Origin of the sequence: Leifsonia sp. Root4 (genome assembly GCF_001425085.1) — a bacterium.
In the GTDB taxonomy this organism is placed as follows: Bacteria; Actinomycetota; Actinomycetes; order Actinomycetales; family Microbacteriaceae; genus Microterricola.
The window spans coordinates 464,935-491,069 of sequence record NZ_LMDN01000001.1; the positions used below are offsets into that span (position 1 = coordinate 464,935).

The 26,135-nt window shown below is 68.3% G+C and carries 23 protein-coding genes; 8 read left to right on the forward strand and 15 right to left on the reverse strand.

The window, feature by feature from the left end:
* Nucleotides 1-135 precede the first annotated feature (135 nt).
* The 5 genes from ASC66_RS02230 to guaB1 all read right to left on the reverse strand — a co-directional run bounded on the left by ASC66_RS02230 (nt 136) and on the right by guaB1 (nt 5,594).
* The gene (locus ASC66_RS02230; RefSeq protein ID WP_055834075.1) at nt 136-1,029 is read right to left on the reverse strand and encodes an ADP-dependent NAD(P)H-hydrate dehydratase; all 894 of its coding nucleotides are present in this window, start codon (nt 1,027-1,029) and stop codon (nt 136-138) included.
* A 34-nt stretch (nt 1,030-1,063) separates the two neighbouring features.
* A complete protein-coding gene (locus ASC66_RS02235; protein ID WP_055834078.1) occupies nt 1,064-1,441 on the reverse strand; it encodes a VOC family protein in 378 nt (125 codons plus the stop codon).
* Nucleotides 1,442-1,528: 87 nt separating this feature from the next.
* A complete protein-coding gene (locus tag ASC66_RS02240) occupies nt 1,529-2,584 on the reverse strand; it encodes a hemolysin family protein (RefSeq protein WP_055834081.1) in 1,056 nt (351 codons plus the stop codon).
* Complete coding sequence (locus tag ASC66_RS02245) at nt 2,581-4,059, reverse strand: hemolysin family protein (protein ID WP_082491952.1); 1,479 nt, start codon at nt 4,057-4,059, stop codon at nt 2,581-2,583. The genes ASC66_RS02240 and ASC66_RS02245 overlap by 4 nt, the downstream gene beginning before the upstream one ends.
* A 95-nt stretch (nt 4,060-4,154) precedes the next feature.
* Nucleotides 4,155-5,594, reverse strand: coding sequence for a GMP reductase (gene guaB1 / locus ASC66_RS02250; RefSeq protein WP_055834084.1), 1,440 nt, complete (start codon nt 5,592-5,594; stop codon nt 4,155-4,157).
* A gap of 210 nt (nt 5,595-5,804) precedes the next feature.
* Here guaB1 and ASC66_RS02255 point away from each other — a divergent pair, with 210 nt between their 5' ends.
* Both ASC66_RS02255 and ASC66_RS02260 read left to right on the forward strand, forming a co-directional pair.
* A complete protein-coding gene (locus tag ASC66_RS02255; protein ID WP_055834087.1) occupies nt 5,805-9,500 on the forward strand; it encodes a multifunctional oxoglutarate decarboxylase/oxoglutarate dehydrogenase thiamine pyrophosphate-binding subunit/dihydrolipoyllysine-residue succinyltransferase subunit in 3,696 nt (1,231 codons plus the stop codon).
* Nucleotides 9,501-9,613: 113 nt separating this feature from the next.
* Nucleotides 9,614-9,976: a PGPGW domain-containing protein gene (locus ASC66_RS02260; RefSeq protein ID WP_055834090.1), complete on the forward strand. Its 363-nt coding sequence runs from the start codon at nt 9,614-9,616 to the stop codon at nt 9,974-9,976.
* A gap of 18 nt (nt 9,977-9,994) precedes the next feature.
* Here the strand turns inward: ASC66_RS02260 and ASC66_RS02265 are convergent, their stop codons facing one another.
* The 3 genes from ASC66_RS02265 to ASC66_RS02275 all read right to left on the reverse strand — a co-directional run bounded on the left by ASC66_RS02265 (nt 9,995) and on the right by ASC66_RS02275 (nt 13,210).
* Nucleotides 9,995-12,238 carry an MMPL family transporter gene (locus ASC66_RS02265; RefSeq protein ID WP_055834092.1) on the reverse strand — a complete coding sequence of 748 codons (2,244 nt, stop codon included), beginning with the start codon at nt 12,236-12,238 and terminating at the stop codon, nt 9,995-9,997.
* Nucleotides 12,239-12,329: 91 nt separating this feature from the next.
* Nucleotides 12,330-12,572 carry a zf-HC2 domain-containing protein gene (locus tag ASC66_RS02270; RefSeq protein ID WP_055834096.1) on the reverse strand — a complete coding sequence of 81 codons (243 nt, stop codon included), beginning with the start codon at nt 12,570-12,572 and terminating at the stop codon, nt 12,330-12,332.
* Nucleotides 12,569-13,210 (reverse strand): sigma-70 family RNA polymerase sigma factor, encoded by a 642-nt coding sequence (locus ASC66_RS02275; RefSeq protein ID WP_200944677.1) that lies wholly within the window; start codon nt 13,208-13,210, stop codon nt 12,569-12,571. Before ASC66_RS02275 ends, ASC66_RS02270 begins: the two co-directional genes overlap by 4 nt.
* A gap of 128 nt (nt 13,211-13,338) precedes the next feature.
* Here ASC66_RS02275 and aroA point away from each other — a divergent pair, with 128 nt between their 5' ends.
* The 3 genes from aroA to bcp are packed head-to-tail and all read left to right on the forward strand — an operon-like array spanning nt 13,339 to nt 16,312.
* Nucleotides 13,339-14,700, forward strand: a complete 1,362-nt coding sequence (gene aroA, locus ASC66_RS02280; RefSeq protein ID WP_055834101.1) for a 3-phosphoshikimate 1-carboxyvinyltransferase — start codon at nt 13,339-13,341, stop codon at nt 14,698-14,700.
* 30 nt (nt 14,701-14,730) lie between these two features.
* Nucleotides 14,731-15,798 carry a ribosome small subunit-dependent GTPase A gene (rsgA, locus tag ASC66_RS02285; RefSeq protein ID WP_055834104.1) on the forward strand — a complete coding sequence of 356 codons (1,068 nt, stop codon included), beginning with the start codon at nt 14,731-14,733 and terminating at the stop codon, nt 15,796-15,798.
* 34 nt (nt 15,799-15,832) lie between these two features.
* A complete protein-coding gene (bcp, locus tag ASC66_RS02290; protein ID WP_055834107.1) occupies nt 15,833-16,312 on the forward strand; it encodes a thioredoxin-dependent thiol peroxidase in 480 nt (159 codons plus the stop codon).
* Nucleotides 16,313-16,380: 68 nt separating this feature from the next.
* Here bcp and ASC66_RS02295 read toward each other — a convergent pair whose 3' ends face one another.
* Complete coding sequence (locus ASC66_RS02295; RefSeq protein ID WP_157509605.1) at nt 16,381-16,785, reverse strand: hypothetical protein; 405 nt, start codon at nt 16,783-16,785, stop codon at nt 16,381-16,383.
* A gap of 219 nt (nt 16,786-17,004) precedes the next feature.
* Between ASC66_RS02295 and ASC66_RS02300 the strand changes: the two genes are divergently transcribed.
* Nucleotides 17,005-17,253, forward strand: a complete 249-nt coding sequence (locus ASC66_RS02300) for a WhiB family transcriptional regulator (protein ID WP_047407066.1) — start codon at nt 17,005-17,007, stop codon at nt 17,251-17,253.
* 172 nt (nt 17,254-17,425) lie between these two features.
* On the opposite strand, the gene ASC66_RS02305 is transcribed toward ASC66_RS02300, so the two are convergent.
* The 3 genes from ASC66_RS02305 to ASC66_RS02315 are packed head-to-tail and all read right to left on the reverse strand — an operon-like array spanning nt 17,426 to nt 20,851.
* Entirely contained in the window at nt 17,426-18,925 is a 1,500-nt protein-coding gene (locus tag ASC66_RS02305; RefSeq protein ID WP_055834111.1) for a sensor histidine kinase, read from the reverse strand.
* Between the two features lie 16 nt (nt 18,926-18,941).
* A complete protein-coding gene (locus tag ASC66_RS02310; RefSeq protein ID WP_055834114.1) occupies nt 18,942-20,201 on the reverse strand; it encodes a CpaE/TadZ family protein in 1,260 nt (419 codons plus the stop codon).
* Nucleotides 20,202-20,203: 2 nt separating this feature from the next.
* Nucleotides 20,204-20,851, reverse strand: coding sequence for an SAF domain-containing protein (locus ASC66_RS02315; protein WP_055834117.1), 648 nt, complete (start codon nt 20,849-20,851; stop codon nt 20,204-20,206).
* A gap of 130 nt (nt 20,852-20,981) precedes the next feature.
* Here ASC66_RS02315 and ASC66_RS02320 point away from each other — a divergent pair, with 130 nt between their 5' ends.
* Nucleotides 20,982-21,317 carry a helix-turn-helix domain-containing protein gene (locus tag ASC66_RS02320; protein WP_055834120.1) on the forward strand — a complete coding sequence of 112 codons (336 nt, stop codon included), beginning with the start codon at nt 20,982-20,984 and terminating at the stop codon, nt 21,315-21,317.
* A gap of 7 nt (nt 21,318-21,324) precedes the next feature.
* Here the strand turns inward: ASC66_RS02320 and ASC66_RS02325 are convergent, their stop codons facing one another.
* Complete coding sequence (locus ASC66_RS02325; RefSeq protein WP_055836175.1) at nt 21,325-21,966, reverse strand: hypothetical protein; 642 nt, start codon at nt 21,964-21,966, stop codon at nt 21,325-21,327.
* Nucleotides 21,967-22,142: 176 nt separating this feature from the next.
* Here ASC66_RS02325 and ASC66_RS02330 point away from each other — a divergent pair, with 176 nt between their 5' ends.
* Nucleotides 22,143-22,598 (forward strand): Rv3235 family protein, encoded by a 456-nt coding sequence (locus ASC66_RS02330; RefSeq protein WP_055834123.1) that lies wholly within the window; start codon nt 22,143-22,145, stop codon nt 22,596-22,598.
* Nucleotides 22,599-22,619: 21 nt separating this feature from the next.
* Here ASC66_RS02330 and ASC66_RS02335 read toward each other — a convergent pair whose 3' ends face one another.
* Entirely contained in the window at nt 22,620-23,042 is a 423-nt protein-coding gene (locus ASC66_RS02335; RefSeq protein ID WP_055834126.1) for a DUF2871 domain-containing protein, read from the reverse strand.
* 150 nt (nt 23,043-23,192) lie between these two features.
* A complete protein-coding gene (gene secA / locus ASC66_RS02340) occupies nt 23,193-26,000 on the reverse strand; it encodes a preprotein translocase subunit SecA (RefSeq protein WP_055834127.1) in 2,808 nt (935 codons plus the stop codon).
* Nucleotides 26,001-26,135 lie beyond the last annotated feature (135 nt).

The window sequence follows — 26,135 nt, forward strand, 5'->3', positions numbered from 1 at the left end:
CTCAGGAATCGTCACCGATGCTGGTGCAGTTTTCGAGGCCCCTCGGTTTCGATACGGCCGTGGACGGCCTACTCAACCAGCGGAGCTTTCGAAACGCTCGGTCGAAAGAGAGCCACTTCGGCGCGCCGCGGGCGCTCAGTCGCCGGCGAGCATCGCGGCGATCGTGGCCGGAACCGCCTCGGCCACATCGAGCGCGAGGATCGGACCGCCCTGCGACGCCCGCCGTGCTGCGAGGGCGTGCACGAGCACGGCCGTCGCAGCGATCGGCGCGATCGCGGCCGCGTCCTGCGCGATGGCGTTGTGGCGCGTCGCGAGCAGCGCGCCGAGGATTCCCCCGAGCACATCGCCGGTTCCGGCCGTCGCCAGCCAGCTCGGGATGCCGGACACCGTGAAGCGGGCGCCGTCGGGGCCCGCGATGTACGTGACGGAGCCCTTGAGCAGCACCGTCGCGCCCAGCTGTTCGGCGGCACGCGCCGCCCACAGGGCCGGACGCGCCCCGATCTCGGCGGCCGTCGGCGGGCTGCCGTGGTCGGCGTGTGCCTTGCTGGCAGCGTGCCCGGCTCGGCGGGCGGTCTCGGCGAGCAGCTCGGCGAGCTCGCGGTAGTGCGGGGTGAGCACGACGGACCCGCGTGCCTCGTGCACGAGGTCGAGCGCTCCGGCATCCAGGATGGTGGGCACGCCCTGTGCCGTCGCCTGGGCGAGCTCCCCGCCCAGGATCAGCGTGCGGCGCGAGCTCGTCATGCCCGAACCGATGAGCCAGGCCTGCACGCGTCCGCCGACGCCGACGACCTCCGGCCGGCGGGCGAGCACGAGCTGGCGCACGGAGCTCGGCCCGGTATAGCGCACCATGCCGACGCCCGTGCGCATGGCAGCCTCGACGCCGAGAACGGCGGCACCGGGGTAGTCGTGCGAACCGGTGAAGACACCGAGGACGCCGCGCGAATACTTGTCGTCACCCGCCCGCGGAACGACGAGCCATTCCCGCGCCCGTGCGACGTCCCACTCCAGCCATTCCGCCGAGATGTCCATGCCTCAACGATAGGCCGCGGAGCGGCAAAATGCGCTACGCGGAGCGCTCGATGACTCCGATGATGTTGCGCTCGCTGTCGACGAACCAGGCCCCGCGCTCGGTGCCCATCGAGGCGACGCCATTCTCGGTCTTGAGGCCGGGCATGTCGTACTCCTCGAAGACGACTCCCCGATTGCGCAGCTCCGCCATCGTCGCATCGAGGTTGTCGGCCTCCAGCGTCAGCGCGGTGTTCTGCGCGGTGCCGGCGAAGCTCGTCTCGTAGAGCATGACGCGCGCGCCCGCGATGTTGTAGATCAGGGCGCCGTCCTCGCTCATCTCCGGTTCGAGGTCCAGCTTGTCTTTGTAGTAGCCACGCGCCCGCTCCAAGTCACTCGCGGGAAGCACGGCCATGACATTCGTGAAGCCCAACATGAGGATTGCTCTCTTCTCCCCCGATCGAGGCTACGCCGTCGGATGCCGGCGGGGCAAGCCGCCGGCATCCGTTCGTCGAGATCACCCTCAGATGCGCCGAGTGGCGTCCTGTACCTCGCCGACGAGCTCCTCGATGATGTCTTCCAGGAACAGCACGCCGATCGCCTGACCGTCCGCGTCGAAGGCGCGGGCCAGGTGGGCGCCGGTGCGCCGCATGGCGGTGAGCGCGTCCTCCAGATCGGTGCCCTCGAAGATGGAGGCGAGCTGCCGGATGCGCTTGGCCGGAACCGGCTCGTCCCAGACCGGAGTCGTGGCATCCGGGATCAGGTCCAGATCGATCACGTCCTTCAGGTGCAGGTAGCCGCTCGGCTCACCGCGCTCGTCGAGCATGACGTAGCGGGAGAAGCCGTGGCGGGCCACCGCCCGTTCCAGATCGGTCGGGGTCGCGCCGAACGGCAGGCTCACGAGCGCCGAGATCGGCACGGCGACATCGCGCACCTTCTTCGTCGTGAACTCGAACGCAGCGCTCAGGGCTCCTGTGCTGTCGCGCAGCACACCCTCCCGGGTGGACTGGCTCACGATCGTGGCCACCTCGTCGAGCGTGAAGGTGCTCGTCGTCTCATTCTTCGGGGTCACGCCGACGAGGCGCAGCACGCCGTTGGCCACCGCGTTCAGGGCGACGATCACGGGCTTGAAGATACGCGCGACGAGCACGAGCGGCGGGGCGAGCAGCAACACGGCCCGGTCGGGCACAGAGAAGGAGAGGTTCTTCGGAACCATCTCGCCGAACACCACGTGCAGGTACGAGACGAGCACGAGCGTGATCGCGAATGCGATGCCGCTGATCACGGCCTCCGACCACCCGGTGAGGCCGAGCGGGATGGCGAGCAGGTGGTGGATCGCCGGCTCCGACACGTTCAGGATCAGCAGCGAGCAGACGGTGATTCCCAGCTGGCTGGTCGCCAGCATGAGCGTCGCGTGCTCCATCGCCCAGAGCGCCGTCTTGGCGCTCGCCTTGCCCTGTTCGGCCAACGGCTCGATCTGGGAACGGCGCGCGGAGATCACCGCGAACTCCGCGGCGACAAAGAACGCATTCCCGAGCAGCAATACGACCAGCCATGCCAGTCCGGCCCAGTCGCTCATCGCTGTCCCTCCGTTCGGGTCGAGGCTTCGCCCGCGGCGAGATCCGTGACGGCCGTGACGGCCGTGACGTCCGCGGCGGCCGAGGCGGCGGCGGCCTTGCGGGCTGCGGATGCCGCGCGCCGCGCGGTCGGGCCGGTGGCCGTGCCCTGGGCAGCGGCATCCGCCGCAGCGTCGTCGATCGGTTCCGGATCCGGGGTGAAGCGGATCCTGTCGATGCGGCGCCCGTCCAGGCGCTCGACCCGCAGCTCACCGCCGTGGATCAGCACCGTGTCCCCGACGACGGGAAGCCGGCCGAGTTCGCTCATCACGAAGCCGGCGACGGTCTCGAACGGGCCGTCTTCCGGAACCTTGATGCCGGTGCGCTCGAGTAGCTCGTCTGGCCGCAACAGCCCGGGGAAGGTGAGTGAGTCGGCCTGGCGAACGACGCCGGCACGGGTGCGGTCGTGCTCATCCGCCACCTCGCCGACGAGTTCCTCCACGAGGTCCTCGAGGGTCGTGACGCCGGCCGTTCCGCCGTATTCATCGACGACGACCGCCATCTGGAAACCACGGCCACGGAGCTCGCCGAGGAGGGTGTCGAGCTTCATCGTCTCCGGCACGCGCAGCGCATCGGATTGCAGCGCGGAGACAGGAACCTCGCTCCGCTTGGAGCGGGGAACGGCCATGGCTTGCTTCACGTGCACGACGCCGACGACGTCATCGACGCTCTCGTCGACGACGGGGAAGCGCGAGAACCCGGTCTGGGCGGTGAGCTCGATCACGGCCTGGGCGCTGTCGGTGCGGGCGATGCTGGCGATGCGCGGTCGGGGCGTCATCACATCGGATGCCGTGTGCCCCGCGAACCGCAGGGTGCGGTTCAGCAGCGTCGCCGTGTCGGCCTCGAGCATGCCCGCGCTGGCGGAGCGGCGCACGAGCGACGAGAGCTCCTCTGCCGTTCTGGCCCCGCTCAGCTCCTCCTTCGGCTCGATGCCGAAGGAGCGCAGGATCGCGTTCGCACTGCCGTTCAGTAGGACGATCGCCGGCTTGAACACGAGGGTGAAACCGGTCTGGAACGGGATGACGAGCTTCGCGGTGGCCAGCGGCAGCGCCAGCGCGAAGTTCTTCGGGACGAGCTCGCCGAGGATCATCGAGAGCAGCGTGGCGAGCACGATCGCGATCGTCGTGGCGAGCACGGGGATGATCGCCGCCGGGATTCCCCAGTCCGTGAAGACCGGGGTGAGCAGGCTCGTGATGGCCGGTTCCATCGTGAAACCGGTCAGCAGCGTCGTCAGCGTGATGCCGAGTTGGGCGCTGGAGAGGTGCGTCGAGGTGATCTTCAGCGCGGCGATGGTCATGCCGAGCTTGCTCTCACCGCGCTCACGCCTGGCTTCGAGTTCGGCGCGATCGAGGTTCACCAGCGCGAACTCACTGGCGACGAAGAGGCCCGTTCCCACGGTGAGGAGGAGTCCGATGCCGAGCATGATCCACTCAGACATCGCGATCACCCCCGCGGGTCACGGGCATGGGTTTATGGGAGGGCGAATTGGCAGGAGGAGGGTCGTCCATTGTGGTGCCAGTATATGCGAGCCGGCTACCAGCTGACTGGCAGCGCCTTGCCCTCTTCGTAACCTGCGGCCGACTGGATACCGACGCGGGCCAGCTGCTGGAATTCCGTCACGGTGCGGGCGCCGGCGTAGGTGAACGAGCTCCGGACTCCCGAGGTGATCATGTCGAGCAGGTCCTCCAGCGACGGCCTCTGCGGGTCGAGGAAGATCTTCGAGGAGGAGATGCCCTCGGCGAAGAGGGTCTTCCGCGCCAGCTCGTAGGCGTCGAGACGCTCGAAGCGCTCCTTGACGGCCTTGGTCGAGGCCATCCCCCAGCTCTCCTTGTAGAGCCGGCCCGCCGCATCCGTCGCGAGTTGGCCCGGCGCCTCGATGGTGCCGGCGAACCACGATCCGATCATCACGGATGCCGCGCCGGCGGCCAGCGCGAGTGCGACGTCGCGCGGGTAGCGCACGCCGCCATCCGCCCAGACGTGCGCGCCGAGCTCCCGCGTGGCCTCCGCCGTCTCGAGCACCGCCGAGAACTGCGGCCGCCCGACGGCCGTCATCATGCGGGTCGTGCACATGGCGCCCGGGCCGACACCGACCTTGATGATGCTCGCACCGGCCCCGACCAGATCGGCGACGGCATCCGCCGTCACGACGTTGCCGGCGACGAGCGGGATGCCGAGGCCGAGGCCACTGACCGTGGCGAGGGCGCGCAGCATGCCGTCCTGGTGTCCGTGTGCCGTGTCGAGCACGAGCACGTCGACGCCGGCGGCGGCGAGTGCCTGCGCCTTGGCGGCGACATCGCCGTTGATGCCGATCGCGGCGGCCACGGCGAGACGGCCGGAGCCGTCGACGTTGGGCTGGTAGATCGTCGAGCGCAGCGCGCTGGTCCGGCTGAGCGTGCCGACCACGACGCCGTGGTGCAGCACAGGGGCGAAATCGAGCTCGGCGGCCGCCATGACGTCGAATGCGCGGCGGGCCGTGTCGACGTCGTCGGCGTCGAGGGCGGTCAGCTCTCCGTGCAGCAGATCGCCGAGCCGGGCGTCGCTCGGCGCCGTCGCGAGCCTGGCCGCCTGGATGCAGCCGCGGTAGGCGCCACCATCGTCCTGGACGAGGATGCCGTGCCCCGCCGCCGCCGGCACCTGCCGCAGCGCCTCGGAGACGGTGGCGTCCGGCGAGAAGAGGAAGGGCGTGTCGAAGCGCACCGACTGGGCCTTCACCCAGCGGATCGCCGCATCCAGCTGCTGCAGCGGCATGTCCTGCGGCAGAACGCCGAGGCCGCCGCGGCGGGCGAGTGAGGCGGCCAACCGTGGCCCTGTGACCGAGTTCATGTTCGCGGCCACGATCGGAATCGTCGCACCGGTGCCGTCATTCGGGGCCAACGAGACGTCGAGACGGCTCGTGATGGCGGAGCGACTGGGAACCAGGAACACATCGGAATAGGTGAGGTCGTGGCTCGGCGCTGTGCGGTAGAACTCCATGTTGCCAACGCTATCCCCGTTGCATGTGCGAGCGCACCTGTCGCGTTCGACCACCCGGGAGCATCCACGGAGCGACCGGGGCTGCGCCGCGCAGTCGCGGCGCACACCGTTGCGCACAAAAGGGGATTAGGCTTGAACCCTGCTGCGGGTATCCATAAGACGCCAGCGCATCCCAGTTCCAGAATCAACGAAGAGAGTGGGCGATCGGCTGTGTCGAGCCAGTTGACCGGGTCGGGTTCCGACGAAACAACGTCGGAAGAATTTGGGGCCAATGAATGGCTCGTCGACGAGATGTATGAACGATTCCTCGTCGATAAGAATTCGGTCGACCAGTCGTGGTGGTCGATTCTCGAGAACTACACGCCCAAGACGGCCCAGGATGCCGAGGCGCCCGCCGCACCCGCGGCCGAGCCGCGCCCCGTCACCGCACCGATCTCCGTGATCGGCAGCCAGCCGGCGGCCAAGACCACCTCCGTCGCCCCGAAGCCGGAACCCGTTCCGGCCGATGCGCCGATCACGACGCCGCAGCAGGTCGTCGCGACCGAGCAGCCGGCGGCAACCCCGGACGAGGTCACGCCGTTGCGCGGCATGGCGAAGACCCTCGCTGTGAACATGGACGCCAGCCTCAGCGTGCCGACCGCGACCAGCGTTCGCACCATCCCGGCGAAGCTGATGATCGACAACCGCATCGTCATCAACAACCACCTCAAGCGCGCACGCGGTGGCAAGATCTCCTTCACCCACCTCATCGGCTGGGCGCTGATCCAGGCCCTCAAGGTGTTCCCGAGCCAGAACGTGTACTACACAGAGGTCGACGGCAAGCCGTCGGTCGTCAAGCCGGCGCACATCGGCCTCGGCATCGCGATCGACATCCCCAAGCCCGACGGCTCGCGCGCCCTCCTGGTGCCCGCCATCAAGCGTGCAGACACCATGACGTTCAGCGAGTACCTTGCGGCCTACGAGGATCTGGTCAAGCGCGCCCGCGGCAACAAGCTCACAGCCGACGACTTCAACGGCGCATCGATCTCGCTGACGAACCCGGGCGGAATTGGCACCGTGCACTCCGTGCCGCGTCTGATGAAGGGTGCCGGCTGCATCATCGGTGCCGGTGCGCTCGAGTACCCCGCCGAGTTCCAGGGCTCAAGCGAGAAGACACTCGCCAACCTCGCCATCGGCAAGACCATCACGCTGACCAGCACCTACGACCACCGCGTCATCCAGGGCGCGGGCTCCGGCGAGTTCCTCAAGATCGTGCACGAGCTGCTCACCGGCCAGCGCACCTTCTACAGCGACATCTTCTCCGCACTGCGCATCCCGTACGCCCCGATCGAGTGGGCGCCCGACATCAGCGTCGACCTCGCCAGCGCCATCGACAAGACGGCCCGCGTGCAGGAGCTCATCAACGCCTTCCGCGTCCGCGGTCACCTGATGGCCGACATCGACCCGCTCGAGTACGTGCAGCGCTCCCACCCCGACCTCGACATCGCGACCCACGGGCTCACCTTCTGGGATCTCGACCGCGAGTTCGTCACCGGCGGCTTCGGCGAGAAGCGCTCTGCGCTGCTGCGCGACATCCTCGGAGTGCTCCGCGACTCCTACTGCCGCACGACCGGCATCGAGTACATGCACATCCAGGACCCGGTGCAGCGTCGCTGGGTGCAGTCCAAGGTTGAGCGCAAGTACGAGAAGCCGACGCACGACGAGCAGCTGCGCATCCTCGGCAAGCTCAACGAGGCCGAGGCATTCGAGACCTTCCTGCAGACCAAGTACGTCGGCCAGAAGCGCTTCAGCCTCGAGGGCGGCGAATCCACGATCGCCCTGCTCGACTCCATCCTCGCCGGCGCGGCAGAGGCCGGCCTCGACGAGGCAGCCATCGGCATGGCCCACCGCGGCCGCCTGAACGTGCTCACCAACATCGCAGGCAAGACCTACGGCCAGGTGTTCCAGGAGTTCGAGGGCACCGCGAGCAACAAGAACGTGCACGGCTCCGGCGACGTCAAGTACCACCTCGGCACTGAGGGCGTCTTCCGCAGCAGCACCGGCGCCCAGATCCCCGTCTACCTGGCCGCCAACCCCTCGCACCTCGAAGCCGTCGACGGCGTGCTCGAGGGCATCGTCCGCGCCAAGCAGGACCGCAAGCCGATCGGCACCTTCTCCACCCTGCCGATCCTCGTGCACGGTGACGCGGCCATGGCCGGCCAGGGTGTCGTGCTCGAGACCCTGCAGATGTCGCAGCTGCGTGCCTACCGCACCGGCGGAACCATCCACGTGGTCGTGAACAACCAGGTCGGCTTCACGACGCCTCCCGGCGAGGCGCGCACCTCCGTCTACTCGACCGATGTCGCCAAGACCATCCAGGCCCCGATCTTCCACGTGAACGGCGATGACCCCGAGGCCGTCGTGCGCGTGGCGGAGCTCGCGTTCGAGTACCGCCAGGAATTCAAGCGTGACGTCGTGATCGACCTCATCTGCTACCGCCGCCGCGGCCACAACGAGGGCGACGACCCCTCGATGACGCAGCCGCTGATGTACAACCTGATCGAGGCCAAGCGCTCGGTGCGCAAGCTCTACACCGAGGCCCTCGTCGGACGTGGTGACATCACCGAGGAGGAGTACGAGGCCTCGCACCGCGACTTCCAGGACCGCCTGGAGCGCGCGTTCATGGAGACACACGCCGCGCAGACCGGGTCGATGACCGTGGTCAACCCGATGAGCAACGGCGAGCCGGATGACGCCGTCGGTGTTCCGGAGGTCACCGGAGTCTCCGAGGCCGTCGTGCACCTGATCGGTGACGCGTTCAACAACAAGCCGGCCGGCTTCACGGTTCACAACAAGCTGCAGCAACTGCTGCAGAAGCGTCTCGATATGAGCCGCAACGGCAACATCGACTGGGGCTTCGGCGAGTTGCTCGCCCTCGGCTCCCTGCTGCTGGAGGGCACCCCCGTGCGCTTCGCCGGTCAGGACGCGCGCCGCGGCACCTTCGTCCAGCGGCACGCCGTTCTGCACGACCGCGTCAACGGCCAGGAATGGCTGCCGCTGGCCAACGTCAGCGACAACCAGGCCCGGTTCTGGATCTACGACACGCTCCTCAGCGAGTACGCCGCCCTCGCATTCGAGTACGGCTACTCGGTGGAGCGTGCCGACGCCCTCGTGCTCTGGGAGGCACAGTTCGGTGACTTCGCCAACGGCGCCCAGACCGTCATCGACGAGTTCATCTCCTCTGCCGAGCAGAAGTGGGGTCAGCGCTCCAGCGTCGTGATGCTGCTCCCGCACGGCTACGAGGGGCAGGGTCCCGACCACTCCTCCGCGCGCATCGAGCGCTTCCTGCAGCTGTGCGCAGAGAACAACATGACCGTGGCACGCCCGTCGACCCCCGCGTCGTACTTCCACCTGCTGCGCCGCCAGGCCTACCAGCGCCCGCGTCGTCCGCTCGTGGTCTTCACCCCGAAGGCCATGCTGCGTCTGCGCGGTGCGTCCAGCGAGGTCGCCGACTTCACCAGCGGCGTCTTCGAACCGGTGATCGACGATGCGCGCATCACCGACAAGGCCGCCGTCAAGCGCGTGCTGTTCATGGCCGGCAAGATCTACTACGACCTGCGCAGCGAGCTCGAGAAGAACCCCAACGATCAGATCGCCCTCGTGCGCATGGAGCAGTACTACCCGCTTCCGGCAGCCGAGCTGAAGTCGGTCGTCGAGCAGTACCCGGACGCCGAGCTGTACTGGGTGCAGGACGAGCCGGAGAACCAGGGTGCCTGGCCGTTCTTCTGCCTCGAGACGGCCAAGATCGGGCAGCGTCCGGTCGGGGTCGTGTCGCGCCCGGCATCCGCGTCGCCCGCCGCCGGTTCGGCCAAGCGCCACGCCGCAGAGCAGGCCGAGCTGCTGCGCGCCGCGCTCACGCTGGAGTAACAGAGCGAGAGATCGCACGAAGGCCCGCCCCGACCCTCCGGTCGCGGCGGGCCTTCTGTCCGTCTGGGAGGCACCGCGGTGGTTCGCACAGGCGCGCGTCCTAGGCTGGGCGTATGAGCGAGCAGAACAGTGCGAAGCGCGTCGGGGCGGCCTTCGGACGGGCCACGAGCACCGCCGCACACGGTGCACGGCGCGTCATCCGCCGCAACCAGACGGTCAACACCGTGTACAGAACCGGGGTCGGCGTCGTCGGCGGTGGCACGGTCGCACTCGGGATCGTTCTGATGCCGCTGCCGGGGCCTGGAGCCCTGATCGCGCTCGGTGGCCTGGGCATTCTCGCGACCGAGTTCGAGGGCGCCAAGAAGGTGAGCCGCACCGCGAACACCGCTGTGGGCAAGGGCGTGGCCGCCGCGAAGGCAGCGAAGGCTCGCCGGGATGCGGCCAGGGCCGCCGCGCCGCAACCCGCGGCCGAGTAGCCGCGGGTTCGCGCCAGGTTACCGCTCGGGCGTTGAGCGATCAGCGGCGTCGAAACGCGGCGTCTCCGGCATTCTGGAGAGCGCTGACGGCCACCAGATGACACGACCCATGTCGTATGCGAGCGCCGGAATCAGCAGCGAGCGCACCAGGAAGGTGTCCAGGAGCACGCCGAACGCCACGATGAAGGCGAGCTGGACCAGGAACAGGATGGGCAGAACGCCGAGGGCGGCGAACGTCGCCGCAAGCACGAGACCCGCCGAGGTGATCACACCGCCGGTGACGATCAGCCCGCGCAGGATTCCCTCGCGCGCACCGTGCACCGCCGTCTCCTCACGCACCCGCGTCATGAGGAAGATGTTGTAGTCGACGCCGAGCGCAACCAGGAAGACGAATCCGAACAGCGGCACGACAGGGTCGGCCCCCGGGAATCCGAACACCTGGTTGAACACGATCGCGGAGACACCGAGCGCGGCAGCGAAGGAGAGCACGACGCTGCCGATGAGCAGCAGCGGCGCGACGATCGCGCGCAACAGCAGCATCAGGATCAGCATGATCACGATCAACACCAGCGGGATGACGAGGTTGCGGTCATGGATCGCCGCGGTGTTCGTGTCGAGCGCGACCGCCGTGGTGCCGCCGACGAGAACCGGCTCTGCCGACGTTCCGACGCCGCTGAGCTCGGTGCGCAGTTCCTTCACGAGCGCCTCGGCCTCGAGCGAGTCGCCGGCGTAGACGAGCGTCGCCTGCAGCAGCACCCGTCCGTCGACGACGGTGGGGTCACTCGGCTCGCTGCCGGGGGCGCCGAGCGCCTGGATCCCATCGCTCGTGACCGGCAACGATCCGCTCGGCGAGTCGGCCGAGAGCACGGTGACCGAATCGACACCGTCGGTGGCGAGCAGCACGTCGGCCGTGTCCTGGAGCGCACCTTCCGGCGCGATCACGACGGCCGGTGTTCCCGAGCCGCCGGGGAAGTGCTCCGCGAGCAGGGCCTGACCGTCGCGGGACTGCGATTCCCCGAGCACGAACTCGCCGGAGGAGACGCCGTCTGCCTTGAGCTGCGTCATCCCGAGCGCCATGACCACCAGCAGGAGCGTCGAGCCGATCCAGATCACGCGCGGACGGCGACGGACAAGGCGGGCCAGGCGCGGCCAGATGCCGTTGGCGTCGATGCCCTGTTCGCTCGGTCCGGTCTGACCCAGCTGCGGGCGGCGCGGCCAGAACGCGGTGCGACCCGCCCAGAACATGAGCGCAGGGAGCAGGGTGAGTGAGGCGAGCAGCGCGAACACGATGCCGATCGCGGCGACGGGGCCGAGGATCTTGTTGGAGTTCAGGTCGCTGAAGAGCAGGATCAACAGGCCGGCGATGACCGTGCCGCCCGAGGCCAGGATCGGCTCCCACGAGCCGCGCAGGGCCGCCCAGGTCGCCGTCCACTTGCTCTCGTGCACGTGTAGCGCCTCACGGTAGCGCGCGATGTAGAGCAGCGAGTAGTCGGTTGCCGCGCCGATCACGAGGATGAAGAGGATGCCCTGGGTCTGGCCGTTGATCAGCAGGATGTCGGCCCTGGCCAGCTGCACGACGGTGAACACGGCGGCGCAGAGCGCGGTGAGGCTGGAACCGAGCATGATCAGCGGCAGCAAGGGCGAGCGGTACACGATAACGAGGATGAGGAACACGGCGGAGAGCGCGACGATCAGGAGCAGCCCGTCGATGCCGGCGAATGCCCCGGAGAGGTCGGCGGTGAATCCGGCGGGGCCGGCCACGTGTCCGGTGAGGCCGGCGGTCTCAGCGTCCGCGAGCTCAGCACGAAGCTCCGAGACGACGTCTCCGACCTCGGCCGCGGTGTCGATCTGCACGAACAGCTCGGCGGCCTCGCCGTCCTCGGACGGGATCGCCGGGGAGACGCCGTCGGTGAGCACGCCGTCGGTCGACTGGAACTGGCTTGCCAGCTCCGCGATCGCCTCGTTGTCTGCCTCGGTCAAGCCGCCGTCACGCTGCAGGATCACGATGGCCGGGATCGCCTCATCGCCTCGGAAGTCTGCCTGCAGCTCCTGAACCTTGGTGGCCTCGGAGCTGGCCGGGAGGAACTGCGCCTGATCGTTGGTCGACACATCGCTGATCGCCCCGAACGACGCGCCGCCCAGGCCGAACAGCGCGAACCAGACGAGGATCAGCGCGGCGGGGATCAGCACCCGCAGCCAGCGGGGAACCCGCGATGCTGGGCGCGGCTGGACGGGGGGTGCGTCGGAAACGGCGGTCTTCACTCCGCCTACGTTACCCTATTTATCTAGCTAAGCTAGCAATCGGGACCGCGACGGCTGTTACTCGGGACTGCACAGGCTCCGCGCGGTCGAACTAGGCGTGCTGCTGGCTGAGGCGCAGACGCGCGAGAACCTGGTCGCGCAGGTCTTCCGGCGCACTTTCCTTGCACGCCCGCTGCACGGCCTCGGTCAGAACCTGTCCGACGAGATGCTCCGTGGTGCACTCCGGGCAATTCGCGAGGTGTTCCCGGATGTCTGCGGCATCCGTGCTGCACAGCTCATTGTGCAGATATTCCTCGAGTTCAGCCTTGGCTTTCTCGCATCCGCAATCACTCATTTTTTGCTCCTTGGTGCTGTGACACCGGTGTCGGGTGTGGCGCGGCCGATGCCCTGTTCGAGGGCGTAGCCGGCCAGCATCTCGCGCAGCATCCGTCGGCCGCGGTGCAGGCGGCTCATCACGGTGCCGATGGGGGTCTTCATCATGTCGGCGATCTCCTGGTAGGAGAAGCCTTCGACGTCGGCGAAGTACACGGCCAGGCGGAAGTCCTCCGGCAGCGACTGCAGCGCGTCCTTCACGGTGCTGTCTGGCAGGTGGTCGATCGCTTCGGCCTCCGCCGAGCGGCTCGAACTCGCGGTGGTCGACTCTGCGCCACCCATCTGCCAGTCTTCGAGATCATCGATCGTGCCCTGATAGGGCTCGCGCTGCTTCTTGCGGTAGGTGTTGATGAACGTGTTCGTCAGGATGCGGTAGAGCCACGCCTTGAGGTTCGTGCCCTGCTCGAACTGCTTGAACGCGGCGAAGGCCTTGACGAAGGTCTCCTGCACGAGGTCTTGCGCGTCGGAGGGATTCTTCGTCATCCGCAGCGCAGCACCGTAGAGCTGGTCGATGAACGGGAGTGCTTGTTCTTCGAACAGCGTGCTGAGGTCAGGAGTTGCTGCGCCGAGCGCCTCGGCGTCTGTGGAGTCGGTGGTCATCACCGGCAATCTTAGAGCGTCTGCCACTGCGAACGCCCCGCTGGGGCGATCGAGCAATGCGGTCTGCGCCATCGTTCTCCTCGTCATCAGCCTGCGCCATGGAGCGGCACCGACTACTCTGATAACCAATGCTGATCTCGAGATATTCCAAGCCCGACTTCGATCCGTACGGCGAAAACAGCCCGGAGCCCGAAGAAACGCTGTGGCCGGCGCCGACGGCGTCTGCACCGACGAGCGCGGTTCTCTCGCTCCCCGGCTCCAAGTCGCTGACCAATCGCGAGCTCGTTCTCTCGGCCCTGGCAGACGGTAAGTCGCGGCTGCGTTCACCACTGCACTCGCGCGACAGCGACCTCATGGTCGAGGCGCTGCGCGAGCTCGGCACCGTCATCGAGTCGGTGTCCGGTGACGGCGAGTACGGCCCCGACCTGCTGATCACGCCCGCTGAGGAGCTCAGCGGCAGCACGACGATCGACTGTGGGCTCGCCGGGACCGTGATGCGCTTCCTGCCGCCGCTGGCCGGGCTCGCTCTCGGCCCGACCACCTTTGACGGCGATGAGGCGGCCCGCCGCCGCCCCATGGCCACGACGATCAGCTCGCTGCGCGCGCTCGGCGTCGACATCAACGACGATGGCCGCCCCGTGCTGCCCTTCACCGTGCACGGATCCGGCCGCATCGAGGGTGGTGAGATCACCATCGACGCCTCGCTCTCCAGCCAGTTCGTCTCCGGCCTGCTGCTGGCCGCCGCCCGCTTCGACAACGGCCTCACGCTCAGCCACTCCGGTGAGCGCCTGCCGAGCATGCCGCACATCGAGATGACGATCGAGACGCTGGCCGCCCGCGGGGTCACGGTGGACTCCCCCGCACCCGGCACCTGGGTCGTCGCACCCGGTCCGATCGCCGCGGCGGATGTCGCCATCGAACCCGATCTCTCCAACGCTGCTCCGTTCCTGGCCGCCGCCCTCGTCACCGGCGGCTCCGTGACGATCACGGGCTGGCCGAGCGAGACCACCCAGATCGGCGCACGACTGGCCGATCTGCTGCCGCTCTTCGGCGCCACCGTGGATCGGGACGGCGACCGCCTCACCGTGACCGGCGGCGACGGCATCCGCGGCGTCACCCTGGACCTGCCGGAGGGCGGCGAACTCGTGCCGAACCTCGTCGCGCTCGCGGCGCTGGCGTCGGAGCCGAGCACGATCACCGGGATCGGTCACATCCGCCACCACGAGACCGACCGCCTCGCCGCCCTCGTCACCGAGATCAACAAGCTGGGCGGCAATGTCACCGAACTCGAGGACGGCCTGCACATCGAACCGGCAGAGCTGCACGGGGGAACCTGGCTGAGCTACGAAGACCACCGCATGGCGACGACGGGCGCGATCATCGGCCTCGCCGTCCCCGGCGTCGAGATCGAGGACATCGGAACGACCGGCAAGACGCTGCCGCAGTTCACCGAGCTCTGGCATTCCATGCTGAGCGGTCACGGCGCCTGACATGACGACGCTGCGAGTGGGGTCGGCTGCATGAGCTGGTGGAGCGATGACGCCGACGACGACGAGCCGGAGTTCGATGAATCCGCCGTGCGGGTGCGGCCCAACCGCAAGGGCAACCGGCCGCGCACCAAGACCAGGCCAGAGCACAGCGACGCCCTGACCGGTCGCGTGCTCGGCGTCGACCGCGGCCGCTACACGGTGCTGCTCGACGAGAACACGCCCGACGAGCGGCAGGTCACGTCCGCGCGCGCCAGCGAGCTGCGCAAGAAGGCTGTCGTCACGGGCGACCGCGTCGACATCGTCGGCGACACCACCGGTGCAGAGGGCAGCCTCAGCCGCATCGTGCGCATCCAGCCCCGCGTCACACTGCTGCGCCGCAGTGCGGACGACACCGACGCCGTCGAGCGTGTGATCGTCGCCAACGCCGACCAGATGCTCATCGTCGTCGCCGCGGCCAACCCGGAGCCGCGCATCCGTCTCGTCGACCGCTACCTGGTCGCCGCCTACGACGCCGGCATCACGCCGATTCTCTGCATCACCAAGACCGACCTCGCCGATCCGGCCGAATTCCTGGCGAACTTCGCCGGACTCGAGTTCCAGGTCTTCACGAGTCGGAGCGACGAGATGCCGCTCGAGGCCATCAGCTCCGCCCTCGTCGGCCACGACACCGTGTTCGTCGGCCATTCCGGTGTCGGCAAGTCGACGCTCGTCAACGCGCTCGTTCCCGACGCCAAGCGCGCCGTCGGCGTCGTCAACACCGTCACGGGGCGCGGCAGGCACACCTCCTCCTCGACGGTGTCACTGCGCCTCGAGACGGAGGCGGGCCGCGGCTGGGTCATCGACACCCCCGGTGTGCGCTCCTTCGGCCTCGGCCACATCAACACCGACAACATCCTGAAGGCCTTCACCGACCTCGCGACGGTCGCGGAGGCCTGCCCGCGCGGCTGCAGCCACCTGCCCGACGCTCCGGACTGCGCGATCATGGAGGCCGTCGCGGCCGGAAGCCTCGGCGACACCGGCCCGGCCCGCCTCGACTCGTTGCAGCGCCTGCTGGCCACCTTCGCGCCGTCCAACCGCACGGTCAGCACCGAGCGCTGACCGTGCGCCGGCCGGCACCGGCTACGGTGGAAGCATGACCGAATCTGTGCGCCTCGAGCCCGGCCAGCCCGCCCCCGCCTTCACCCTCAACGACCAGAACGGTGCTCCGGTGTCGCTGTCCGACTACCGCGGCCAGAAGGTGGTGCTCTACTTCTACCCGGCGGCCATGACGCCGGCCTGCACGACCCAGAGCTGCGATTTCCGCGACAGCCTCGGCTCGCTCGCCGCGGCCGGGTACCAGGTGCTCGGCGTCTCCAAGGATTCCGTCGCGACGCTGGCCGAGTTCGCCGAGCGCGATGCGCTGACGTTCCCGCTGCTGAGCGATGAGGACCTCACGGTGCACAGGCTCTACGGCGCCTGGGGCGAGAAGAACAGCTACGGCCGCATCATCACGGGCACGCTACGCTCCACCTTCGTGATCGACGAGGACGGGCACGTCTCGCACACCTTCTACAACACGAAGGCGACGGGCCACGTGGCGATGCTGCGCAAGCGTCTGAAGATCAGCGCCTGAAGATCTGCGCCTGACGACCAGCGCCTGACGACCACCGTCTGACGACGAGCGCCGCCCCAGCGGGCGTCTCAGCCCTCGTCGTGGGCGAACTGGTTGCGGATGCCGGGCGCGAGCAGCAGCGCGATGACGATGAGCGACGGGGCCAGCAGGGCCCAGCCGAGTTCCGGCCGCGCGTAGATGCCCTGGAAGCAGCCGACGGCGATCGCGATCTGCATCAGCTGCCAGCTGATCGCGCCGCCCCGGATCCAGGAGCGCCTCTGCACGGCGCCGATTGCGACGGCGGTCACGAAGACGAACGCGACGATCGTGAGCACGAGGATCGCGACGGCGCTGACGAAGGAGGCCGGCTGCTCGGTGATGAGCTCGAAAACGAGCCACATCACGGCGACGAGCATGAGAGCCGCCTCGGCGAACAGCAGCGCGAACAGCAGCACCATCCCGCGTGACGGGCGACGTCGGAATGGGGGGTACATTCCCCGGTTTTCAGGGGTAGACAGCTCGTTACTCACAGGGGAATCCCATACAAAACTATTGATTTGACACGCCCACTATGGGAGCATATTTGAGGTCAAGTTGACGCTCACAGGGACGTGAGCTGATCATGTCAGATCCTACTTCCTGCAACCTGACCGTTCCTCGCATGTCAGCCAATCGGCTCTGCGAAATTCCCCCCGCAATAAAGGAGCACCCCCATGGATTGGCGCGATAAAGCTGCCTGCCTCACAGCCGACCCCGAGCTGTTCTTCCCTGTTGGGAACACCGGACCGGCCGTCGACCAGATCGAGAAGGCCAAGACGGTCTGCGGTCGATGCAATGTGACCGAGATCTGCCTGCAGTACGCGCTCGAGACCGGTCAGGATTCCGGCGTCTGGGGTGGCCTGAGCGAAGACGAGCGCCGCGCACTCAAGCGCCGCGCCGCACGCGCACGCCGCGCCTCCTAGAGCGCACGCAACACACGCAACAACGCAACACATCAACGCAGAAGCGCCGCACGAGAACTCGTGCGGCGCTTCTGCGTGACGCGTAGCGTCACGCAAGGCGGCAGCCCCCACCTAGGAAATCTCGGAAACCGTCACCGATGTCGGTGCGTTGCGGTACTCCCCGGCCGGCGGCCTAGTGCTGACGTTTGTCGAGCCAGCGCAACGGGATCTCGATCGTCACCTCTGTGCCACTGCCGAGAACGGTGTGCCAGTCGATGGTTCCGCCCAGCTCTCCCTGGATCAGCGTGCGCACGATCTGGGTGCCGAGGCCGGAACCGACCTTGCCCTCCGGGAGCCCGGAGCCGGTGTCGCGCACGCGCACGGTGAGCGTCTCGTCATCCCGCTCCGCGATGATCTCAACCTCTCCCTCGCGGCCCGCCAGGCCGTGCTCGACGGCGTTCGTCACGAGCTCGGTCAGCGCGAGAGCCAGTGGGGTCGCGTACTCACTCGGCAGCACGCCGAAGGTGCCGCTCGACTTGGGGTGGACGGTGGTGTTGTGCGCGGACGCGACCTCGGCGACGAGCAGCAGCACACGGTCGAAGACGGCGTCGAAGTCGACGTTCTGACTGAGCCCCTCCGAGAGGGTGTCGTGTACGACGGCGATCGCCGCGACCCGGCGCATGGCCTGCGCCAGCGCCTCCCTGGCCTCCTCTGAGCGACCACGACGGGCCTGGATGCGCAGCAGCGACGCCACCGTCTGCAGATTGTTCTTCACCCGGTGGTGGATCTCGCGGATCGTGGCGTCCTTGGTGATCAGCTCGCGTTCCTGGTGACGCAGCTCCGTCACGTCGCGGCAGAGCACGATCGCGCCGATGCGCTCCCCGCGGTTGCGGATCGGGATCGCCCGGAGGCCGACGGTCACGCCGCGCGCCTCGATGTCGGTGCGCCAGGGTGCCCGCCCGGTGACGACGAGGGGCAGCGACTCGTCGACGACGAGCTTGCCGGGGAGCAGCTTGGTTGTGACCTCGGCGAGCGACTCGCCCTCGAGCTCATCGACGAAGCCCATGCGGTTGAACGCCGAGAGCGCATTCGGGCTGGCGAAGGTCGTGATCCCGTCGACGTCGAGACGGATCAGGCCGTCGGACGCGCGGGGCGCTCCACGCCTCGGCCCGGTCGGTGCGCCGAGGTCGGGGAAGTCCCCCGTCGCGATCATCGCGAAGAGTTCGCTGGCGCAGTCGTTGAATGTCAGTTCCTGGCGGCTCGGGGTGCGGGCCTCGCTGAGGTTGGTGTGCCTGGTCATCACGGCGACGGGGTCCGGCGCGACGGCCGAGCCGGATGCCGAGAGGCGGCGCATCACGGGGATGGCCTTCACCCGCGTCGGGGTCTCCTCGTACCAATCCGGCGCGGTGTTGTCGACGATCTTCGCCGTCTCGAAGGCCTCTGTCACCTGCTTGCGCCATTCGGCCTTGATCTCCTGGCCGACGAAGTCGCGGTAGAACAACGTCGCGGCGCTGGACGGCCTGGCGTGGGCGACGGCGACGAAACTGCCGGTCTCCGTCGGTACCCACAGCACAATGTCGGCGAAGGCAAGGTCGGCTATGAGCTGACCGTCGGCCACCAACATGTGCAGCCAGTCAACATCAACCTGGCTGCTGCGGCCCTGGGCAAGTACGAGATCACTGAGCGTCGACACGGCATCCAGCGTACCTTCACTGTGCGCTCGACATCGCCGCGGCGCCGCCCCGCCGCGCACGCGGCCGCCACGACGGGCGGCTCCGCACAGCGGCCGCCGGAACGAAGCTCTCCTGCACGAGCGCTGCCAGCGCCGTGCGCACCGGGGAGCGCGGAGCGGCGTCACGCAGCGTCCGGCCGTCGAGGACGGCCGTGTCGACGGCGTTCAGGTCGTGCGGCACGAGCGTGGCGTCCTCGATCCCGCCGAAGCGGCGCAGCGTGTGGCGCAGCTGCGCCTGCGGGTCGAGCCCGATCGCGCTGGCCCGCACCCGGTTCAGCAGCACCGTGATCTGCGCGCTCGGCGCCGCCTCACCGAGCGCGGAGAAGCCGCGCAGGAAGCGCGACAGCCCCAGCGGATCGGCCAGACCGACCGCGACGACCCGATCGGCGGCCGCGAGCACGGCGAGAGTCGCGGCGTTCCGCCTCGGGGCGAACAGATCACTGGAGATCTCCTCGTCGTCCTCGAGGCAGAAGCCGACGTCGACGACGACATACTCGCGCCAGTCCCGGCACGCCTCGATGCTGGCACTCACCTTGTCGGCGCCGAGTTCCGGCCAGCGTGCGGCACGACCGATCCCGGTCAGCACAGAGAATGAGCCATTGGGTGAGTCGTAGCGCTGCGCGATCCGCTCCAGTTCGGCCGCGTTCAGGCTGCCGGTGCCGCCCAGTCTGCATGCCGCGGCGAATCCGGGTGCCTCGTCGAGCATGCCGAGCAGCGGCGCGATGCTGCCGCCGTAGCTGTCGGCATCCGCCAGCACGACGGAGTGGCCGCTGGCCGCGATCTCGGCCGCGATATTCACGGCGATGGTGGTGCGCCCCGGCGCCCCACCCGGCCCCCAGACGGCGATCACGGTTCCGCGCCCGCGCGCCGGCTGCTCGTCGGCCGTCCGCAGCGGCAACGGGATTCCCGCGCTCAGCATCCCCTCGATCTCCGGCCAGGCCGCGTCGGCCGCGACGACCTCGTGCAGGCCGAGCACGGCGGCGTGCCGGCGCTCCGTGGCATCGGCGGCCAGGGCGACCAGTCGGATGCCGCGCCGGTCGCAGGCCGCGAGCAGCTCCGGTCCCAGCGTCATCCGGGTCGCGGAGACGAGAACCGCGTCCGGCCGCTGCTCGTCGAGGGCCACGATGATCTCACGCGCTGAGCCGAGCCTGGCCGCGACGCTGTGGCCGTGCTCGATCATGTCGGCCAAGAGGCGGTCTTCAGCCCTGGCGTCGAGGCCGAGGACGAGGGTGACCACGGCTAGCCCGCGCCGAGCTCGGCGCCGAGGCTGGCCGGTACGAGCGAGAGCGCGTCCGCGTTCGCGACCGCCTGCAGCACGGCTGCGACAGAGGAGGTCGGCAGGCGCAGTTCGACCGATCGCCCTGCCGCGCCGAGGAGACCTCCGTCGTCGAGCACCCTGACCACCTCGGCCGAGGAGACGATGACACCCGGCGGCCCGTAGCGGCCGTGCTCGAGCTGTTGCGCCGCCCAGAGATCGACGGGTGCCCCTGGCGTCACGGACGCCGCGATATCGCCGGAGAGGGCGACGACGACCCCCGTCCAGCCGAGCTCTGCCGCGTCGCTGACCGCGGTGAGTGGGATCAATTCACCGGCGGAGACAGCCCTGTTGAGCACGAGCCCGTCGTCTGGCAGCTCTGCAACGTCCAGGTAGCGCTGCTCGGCGGTGCCGAGCCGAACAGCGGTGGGCTCCAGGTCGGCGGCGGTGATCGTGGTCCCCGCCGGCAGGGTGGTGCGGGCGACGTACATCTGGGCAGTGTCGTCGACGCTCGCGATGACGGCGGTGACACCGATGATCGACCCGAGCACCAGCACAACACCGACGAAGAAGCGCGGGTCGAACCACAACGGCCGCTTCGCAGCGCGTGCTCCGGCTGTCTCCTGCCCCATGAGTGGCGCCTTCCCTCGTGTTCCGTCGCCGTGGGTTCCCATGATCGCAAAGATCGTCGACGCCCGAAAAAGTTATCCACAGCCGCGATCCCCCGGCACCGCAGCCCGTGCGCGAGGCCATAATCGAACTATGTCCGCTGCCGCCCCCGAAGATGCACTCGGTCGCTTCTTGACCCTCGGCGACACCGCCGAGATTCTCTCGGTGAGTGTCGACGATGTGCTGGCCCTCGTGCGCTCCGGCGAGCTGCCGGCGATCAGGGTCGGGCGCACGGCCGACACGAGTGGCGGCGCGAGCATGTGGCGCGTCGAACGGATCGTGCTCGAGGCCTACATCGAGGCGAAGTACGAGGAGACTCGTCGCATGGGGCTCTGGAATCAGGCGGAGTTCGCCAACATTCCCGAACTCTCCGGCGGCACGATCGTGCGGAGCGGCCAGCCGTCCCCGCCGAAGCGCCCCAGGGACTGACCGCGCGTCAGACCGTGAGGCGGAGCATCATGAGCTGATCGAACGGCACGATCCGGTAGCCCGTCACGAGCGCGCTCCGCCGCGGAACACCGACGTCGTGCATGGCGAGATCACAGTGGTCGCGCCCGACCCTGTCGATGGTGCCGTGCAACACACGCGCGGCGCCGGACAGGTTCCCACCGCAGTCAAGCTCGACCGCGGCCCGTCGCCGGCAGAGATCGCGCAGCACGAAGGCGAGTCCGATCCGTTCGGCCAGGCGAGCCGATGCGCCCGGCTGCTCGCGCAGGCTCCGTTCGACGCCGCCACGGTCAAGCAGCACGCCGCTGATCGCCGCGAAGGGAATGACGCACTGCGGTCGGCGCACGCCTGCTGCGACGAGTTCGCCGGCGAACCAGTCCTTGCCGAAGGTGAGCGCTCGCACGCTCACGAGCGCGCCGCTGCGCAGCTCGATCCGCAGAACGCCGGCAGAGTCGCCGGAGCCGAATCCCGGAGCGCCCTCTGGCCCGGCGGCGAGAGCGCTCAGCCGTGCGCGCAGCGAGAGCCGGCCGAGCCGCAGTCGTTCCTCCTCGGCTGCGAGCTGGGCCTCCTCCGCGCCGAGCTCGTGCTCGAGCTGACTCTCGAGGTCGTCGAACAGGCTCTCCCAGCGCATGTCCACACGTTAGTGCCTCCGGCCGGGGCGCAGGAAAGTTATCCACAGAGCGATCTGGCTCTAGACAGACGAGGACGCGGGGTGCTTTCATGTGCGACAGGCAGTACCCCCTGAACGGGGCACAAATTTCATCCTGGTGTGGCGACGTGCCCTCGCGCCCCCGAAGCGGAGATGTCATGTCAGAACCCGAGCATGCAGGCACGGCGGCGGTACCCGATGCGCGCGCGAGTGCGCTGGTCGCCGTCGACCCGGACGACGACGTCTTCACCAGGCAACGGAGCGCTCGAGGGGAGTTGCCCGACCCTGAGCCACTGCTGATCAACCTCACGCGCTGCGTGCTGGAGATCCTGGGCGGCATCCGCGACCTCGAGCAGATCGGCCGCTGGGTCACCGACGAGGTCTACACGGCGCTGAAGACGCGCGCCGGCATCGCCGCGCGGGCACGGGCCGTCAAACGGATGCCCGCCGCCCGGCCGGTGGTCACGATCGCGCGGGTGGTCATGACAGAGCCGTGTGACGGCATCGTCGAGGCCGTCGTGATCGTGCACGGCAGGGCGAGGAGCCGCGCGGTGGCCATCCGATTGGAGGGGCTCGACCACCGCTGGCGAGCCAGCGCGCTCAGCATCCTGTGACGGCGGCCGCGACAGGCCGACTCAGAGTGCGGGAGTTCTCGCGGCTGCCAGAACCTTCGGGCGGAGTGCGACGAAGTAGAGGACGAGGCCGACCAGCAGCAGGATGTGCCCCATGCCGGCGATTCCTGCGATGGCGGCGGTGCTCTGCTCCCCCAGAACGGTGAGCGATCCGTGGGCGACCATTGCGCCCGTGGTCAGCAGCAGCCCGGCGCAGTACACCCAGAAGAACCAGCCGAAGAGCGGGCTCTGCGCGACCGCGAAAAGCTTCTCGAGCGCCAGGAGGATGAGGAACACCGTCATGCCGAGTGCGAGCAGGTGCGTGTGCACGAGCGCGAGCTGGGTGTCTCCGACGAAGTCGTTGGCCTTGGTGAATTCGCGATAGAACAGCCCGGAGGCGACTCCGAGCAGCATCGACGCGAACGCGGCGTAGAACAACCTCTTCATGATGACAACTTTCTCCTGGGCTCGATCGACACCAAGGTTTCCATCGTGCCCCGGCCGCCTCCCACCGCGCATCAACCCAAAGATTGGTGCTGCCGACAGAAAGAGGATGCCCCCGCTCAGTGCGGGGGCATCCTCATGGACTGCTGTGGGTTACTTCTTGCCCTGCGCGCGACGCTCCGCGCGGTTGACGGGAGCGGCACCGCCGGTGTTCTGTCCGAACGCTCCACGGCCGGCCTGAGGCTCCGCACCCTCGGCGGCGTCCTCCGGCTCGACCTGGCTGGCCGCAACCTGGCGGCGGGCGCGGTCCGTCGCGGCCTGCTGGATCTGACCGCGCTGGTTGCGCACCTCGACGTCGCCGGAGTCGCTCGGCGCGATGTAGCTCAGCTTGTCGGTCGGCGCCTCGGAGCGGGCGAGCCCCTTCGCGGCGACGCGCGGTGCGCCGATCTCGCCGGGTGCCTGCGTCACCTCGACCTCGAGGTTGAAGAGGAAGCCGACGGTCTCCTCGCGGATCTGCCCCATCATCTGCTGGAACATGGTGTAGCCCTCGCGCTGGTACTCGACCAGCGGGTCGCGCTGCGCCATGGCGCGCAGGCCGATGCCGTCCTTGAGGTAGTCCATCTCGTACAGGTGCTCGCGCCAGCGGCGGTCGATCACCGAGAGCACGACGCGACGCTCGAGCTCGCGCATCGCGGGAGCGCCGAGGGACTCCTCACGCTTCTGGTAGGCGAGCTTGGCGTCGGAGAGGATCTCGCGGCGCATGAAGTCCGGGTTGATCTTGCCCTTGTTGCCGGCCTCGGCAACGACCTCGTCGATGGTGATGCCGACGGGGTAGAGCGTCTTCAGCTCGGTCCACAGCGCATCGAAGTCCCAGTCGTCACCCGCTCCCTCGCTGGTGTGCTGCGCGAGCACGTCGTCGATCACGCTCTCCAGGAACGCCTGAGTGCGCTCGTGCAGGTCGTCGCCCTCGAGGATGTGGCGGCGGTCGCTGTAGATCGCCTCACGCTGACGGTTGAGCACGTCATCGTACTTGAGCACGTTCTTACGGATCTCGGCGTTGCGGGCCTCGACCTGCGACTGGGCGCTGCGGATGGCGCGGCTGACGACCTTGGACTCGATCGCCATGTCGTCCGGGACACCGGTGCGCCCCATCAGCGCCTCGGCGGCACCGGCGTTGAACAGGCGCATCAGGTCATCGGTCAGCGAGAGGTAGAAACGGCTCTCGCCCGGGTCGCCCTGACGGCCGGAACGACCGCGCAGCTGGTTGTCGATGCGGCGCGACTCGTGCCGTTCGGTGCCGAGCACGTAGAGGCCACCGGCCTCGACGACCTTGGCGGCCTCCTCGTTGACCGTGGCCTTGACCTTCTCGAAGACGTCATCCCATGCGGTCTCGTACTCCTCCGGAGTGTCGACCGGGCTGAGGCCCTTGGCGTTCAGCTCGGCGACGGCGAGGAACTCGGCGTTGCCGCCGAGCATGACGTCGGTGCCGCGGCCGGCCATGTTGGTGGCGACGGTGACCGAGCCGAGACGGCCGGCCTGCGCGACGATGGCGGCCTCACGGGCGTGGTTCTTCGCGTTCAGGACCTCGTGGCGGATGCCCTTCTTCGCCAACAGCCGGGAGAGGTACTCGCTCTTCTCGACGGAGGTGGTTCCGACGAGCACAGGCTGACCGGCCTTGTTGCGCTCGACGATGTCCTCGACGACCTGGCCGAACTTGGCCTCCTCGTTCTTGTAGACGAGGTCGGGCTGGTCGATGCGCTTCATCGGCTTGTTGGTCGGGATCGTCACCACGCCGAGCTTGTAGGTCGACATGAACTCGGCCGCCTCGGTCTCGGCGGTTCCGGTCATGCCGGAGAGCTTGGAGTACAGGCGGAAGTAGTTCTGCAGGGTGACGGTCGCCAGGGTCTGGTTCTCGGCCTTGACCGCGACACCCTCCTTGGCCTCGATCGCCTGGTGGATGCCCTCGTTGTAGCGGCGTCCCATCAGGATGCGGCCGGTGTGCTCGTCGACGATGAGCACCTCGCCGTTCATCACGACGTAGTCCTTGTCGCGCTTGAACAGGGCGTTGGCCTTGATGGCGTTGTTCAGGAAGGAGATCAACGGGGTGTTCGCCGACTCGTAGAGGTTGTCGATGCCGAGGTAGTCCTCGACCTTCTCGATACCGGGCTCCAACACACCGACGGTGCGCTTCTTCTCATCGACCTCGAAGTCGGTGCCGGGGGTGAGGCGCTTGGCCAGCTGCGCGAACTCGGTGAACCAACGGTTGGCCTCACCGGATGCCGGGCCCGAGATGATCAGCGGGGTGCGCGCCTCGTCGATGAGGATCGAGTCGACCTCGTCGACGATGGCGAAGTAGTGACCGCGCTGCACCATGTCGCTCGTCTGCCAGGCCATGTTGTCGCGCAGGTAGTCGAAACCGAACTCGTTGTTCGTGCCGTAGGTGATGTCGGAGGCGTACTGCTCGCGGCGCACCTCGGGGGTCTGACCGGAGACGATGCAGCCGGTCGTCATGCCGAGCGCACGGAACACGCGGCCCATGAGCTCTGACTGGTAGCTGGCGAGGAAGTCGTTGACCGTGATGATGTGCACGCCGCGGCTGGTGATGGCGTTCAGGTAGGCGGCCGTCGTGGCCACGAGGGTCTTGCCCTCACCGGTCTTCATCTCGGAGATGTTGCCGAGGTGGAGAGCGGCTCCACCCATCAGCTGCACGTCGAAGTGGCGCAGGCCCAGGGTGCGGCGGCTGGCCTCACGCACGGCGGCGAAGGCCTCGGGCAGCAGATCGTCGAGCGATTCGCCGTTCGAGTAGCGCTCGCGCAGCTCGACGGTCTCGTGCTTGAGCTCCTCGTCGCTGAGGTGCGTGAAGTCGTCTTCAAGCGCGTTGATCGCCTTGGCGTAGTTTTCGAGGCGCTTGAGTGTGCGCCCCTCGCCAACGCGCAGGACTTTTTCGAGAATTGAGGCCACGGATTGTCTCCAGTTGTCTGAGGGCTCGGGGTCGTGCCGCCGTGGCATGTGCAACGGGGCGCGTCAGCGCGCGGCCGACTCCACTCGGCCACGATAGCAAGCGTATCGGGATGCGCACTGTGAATACCGACACCG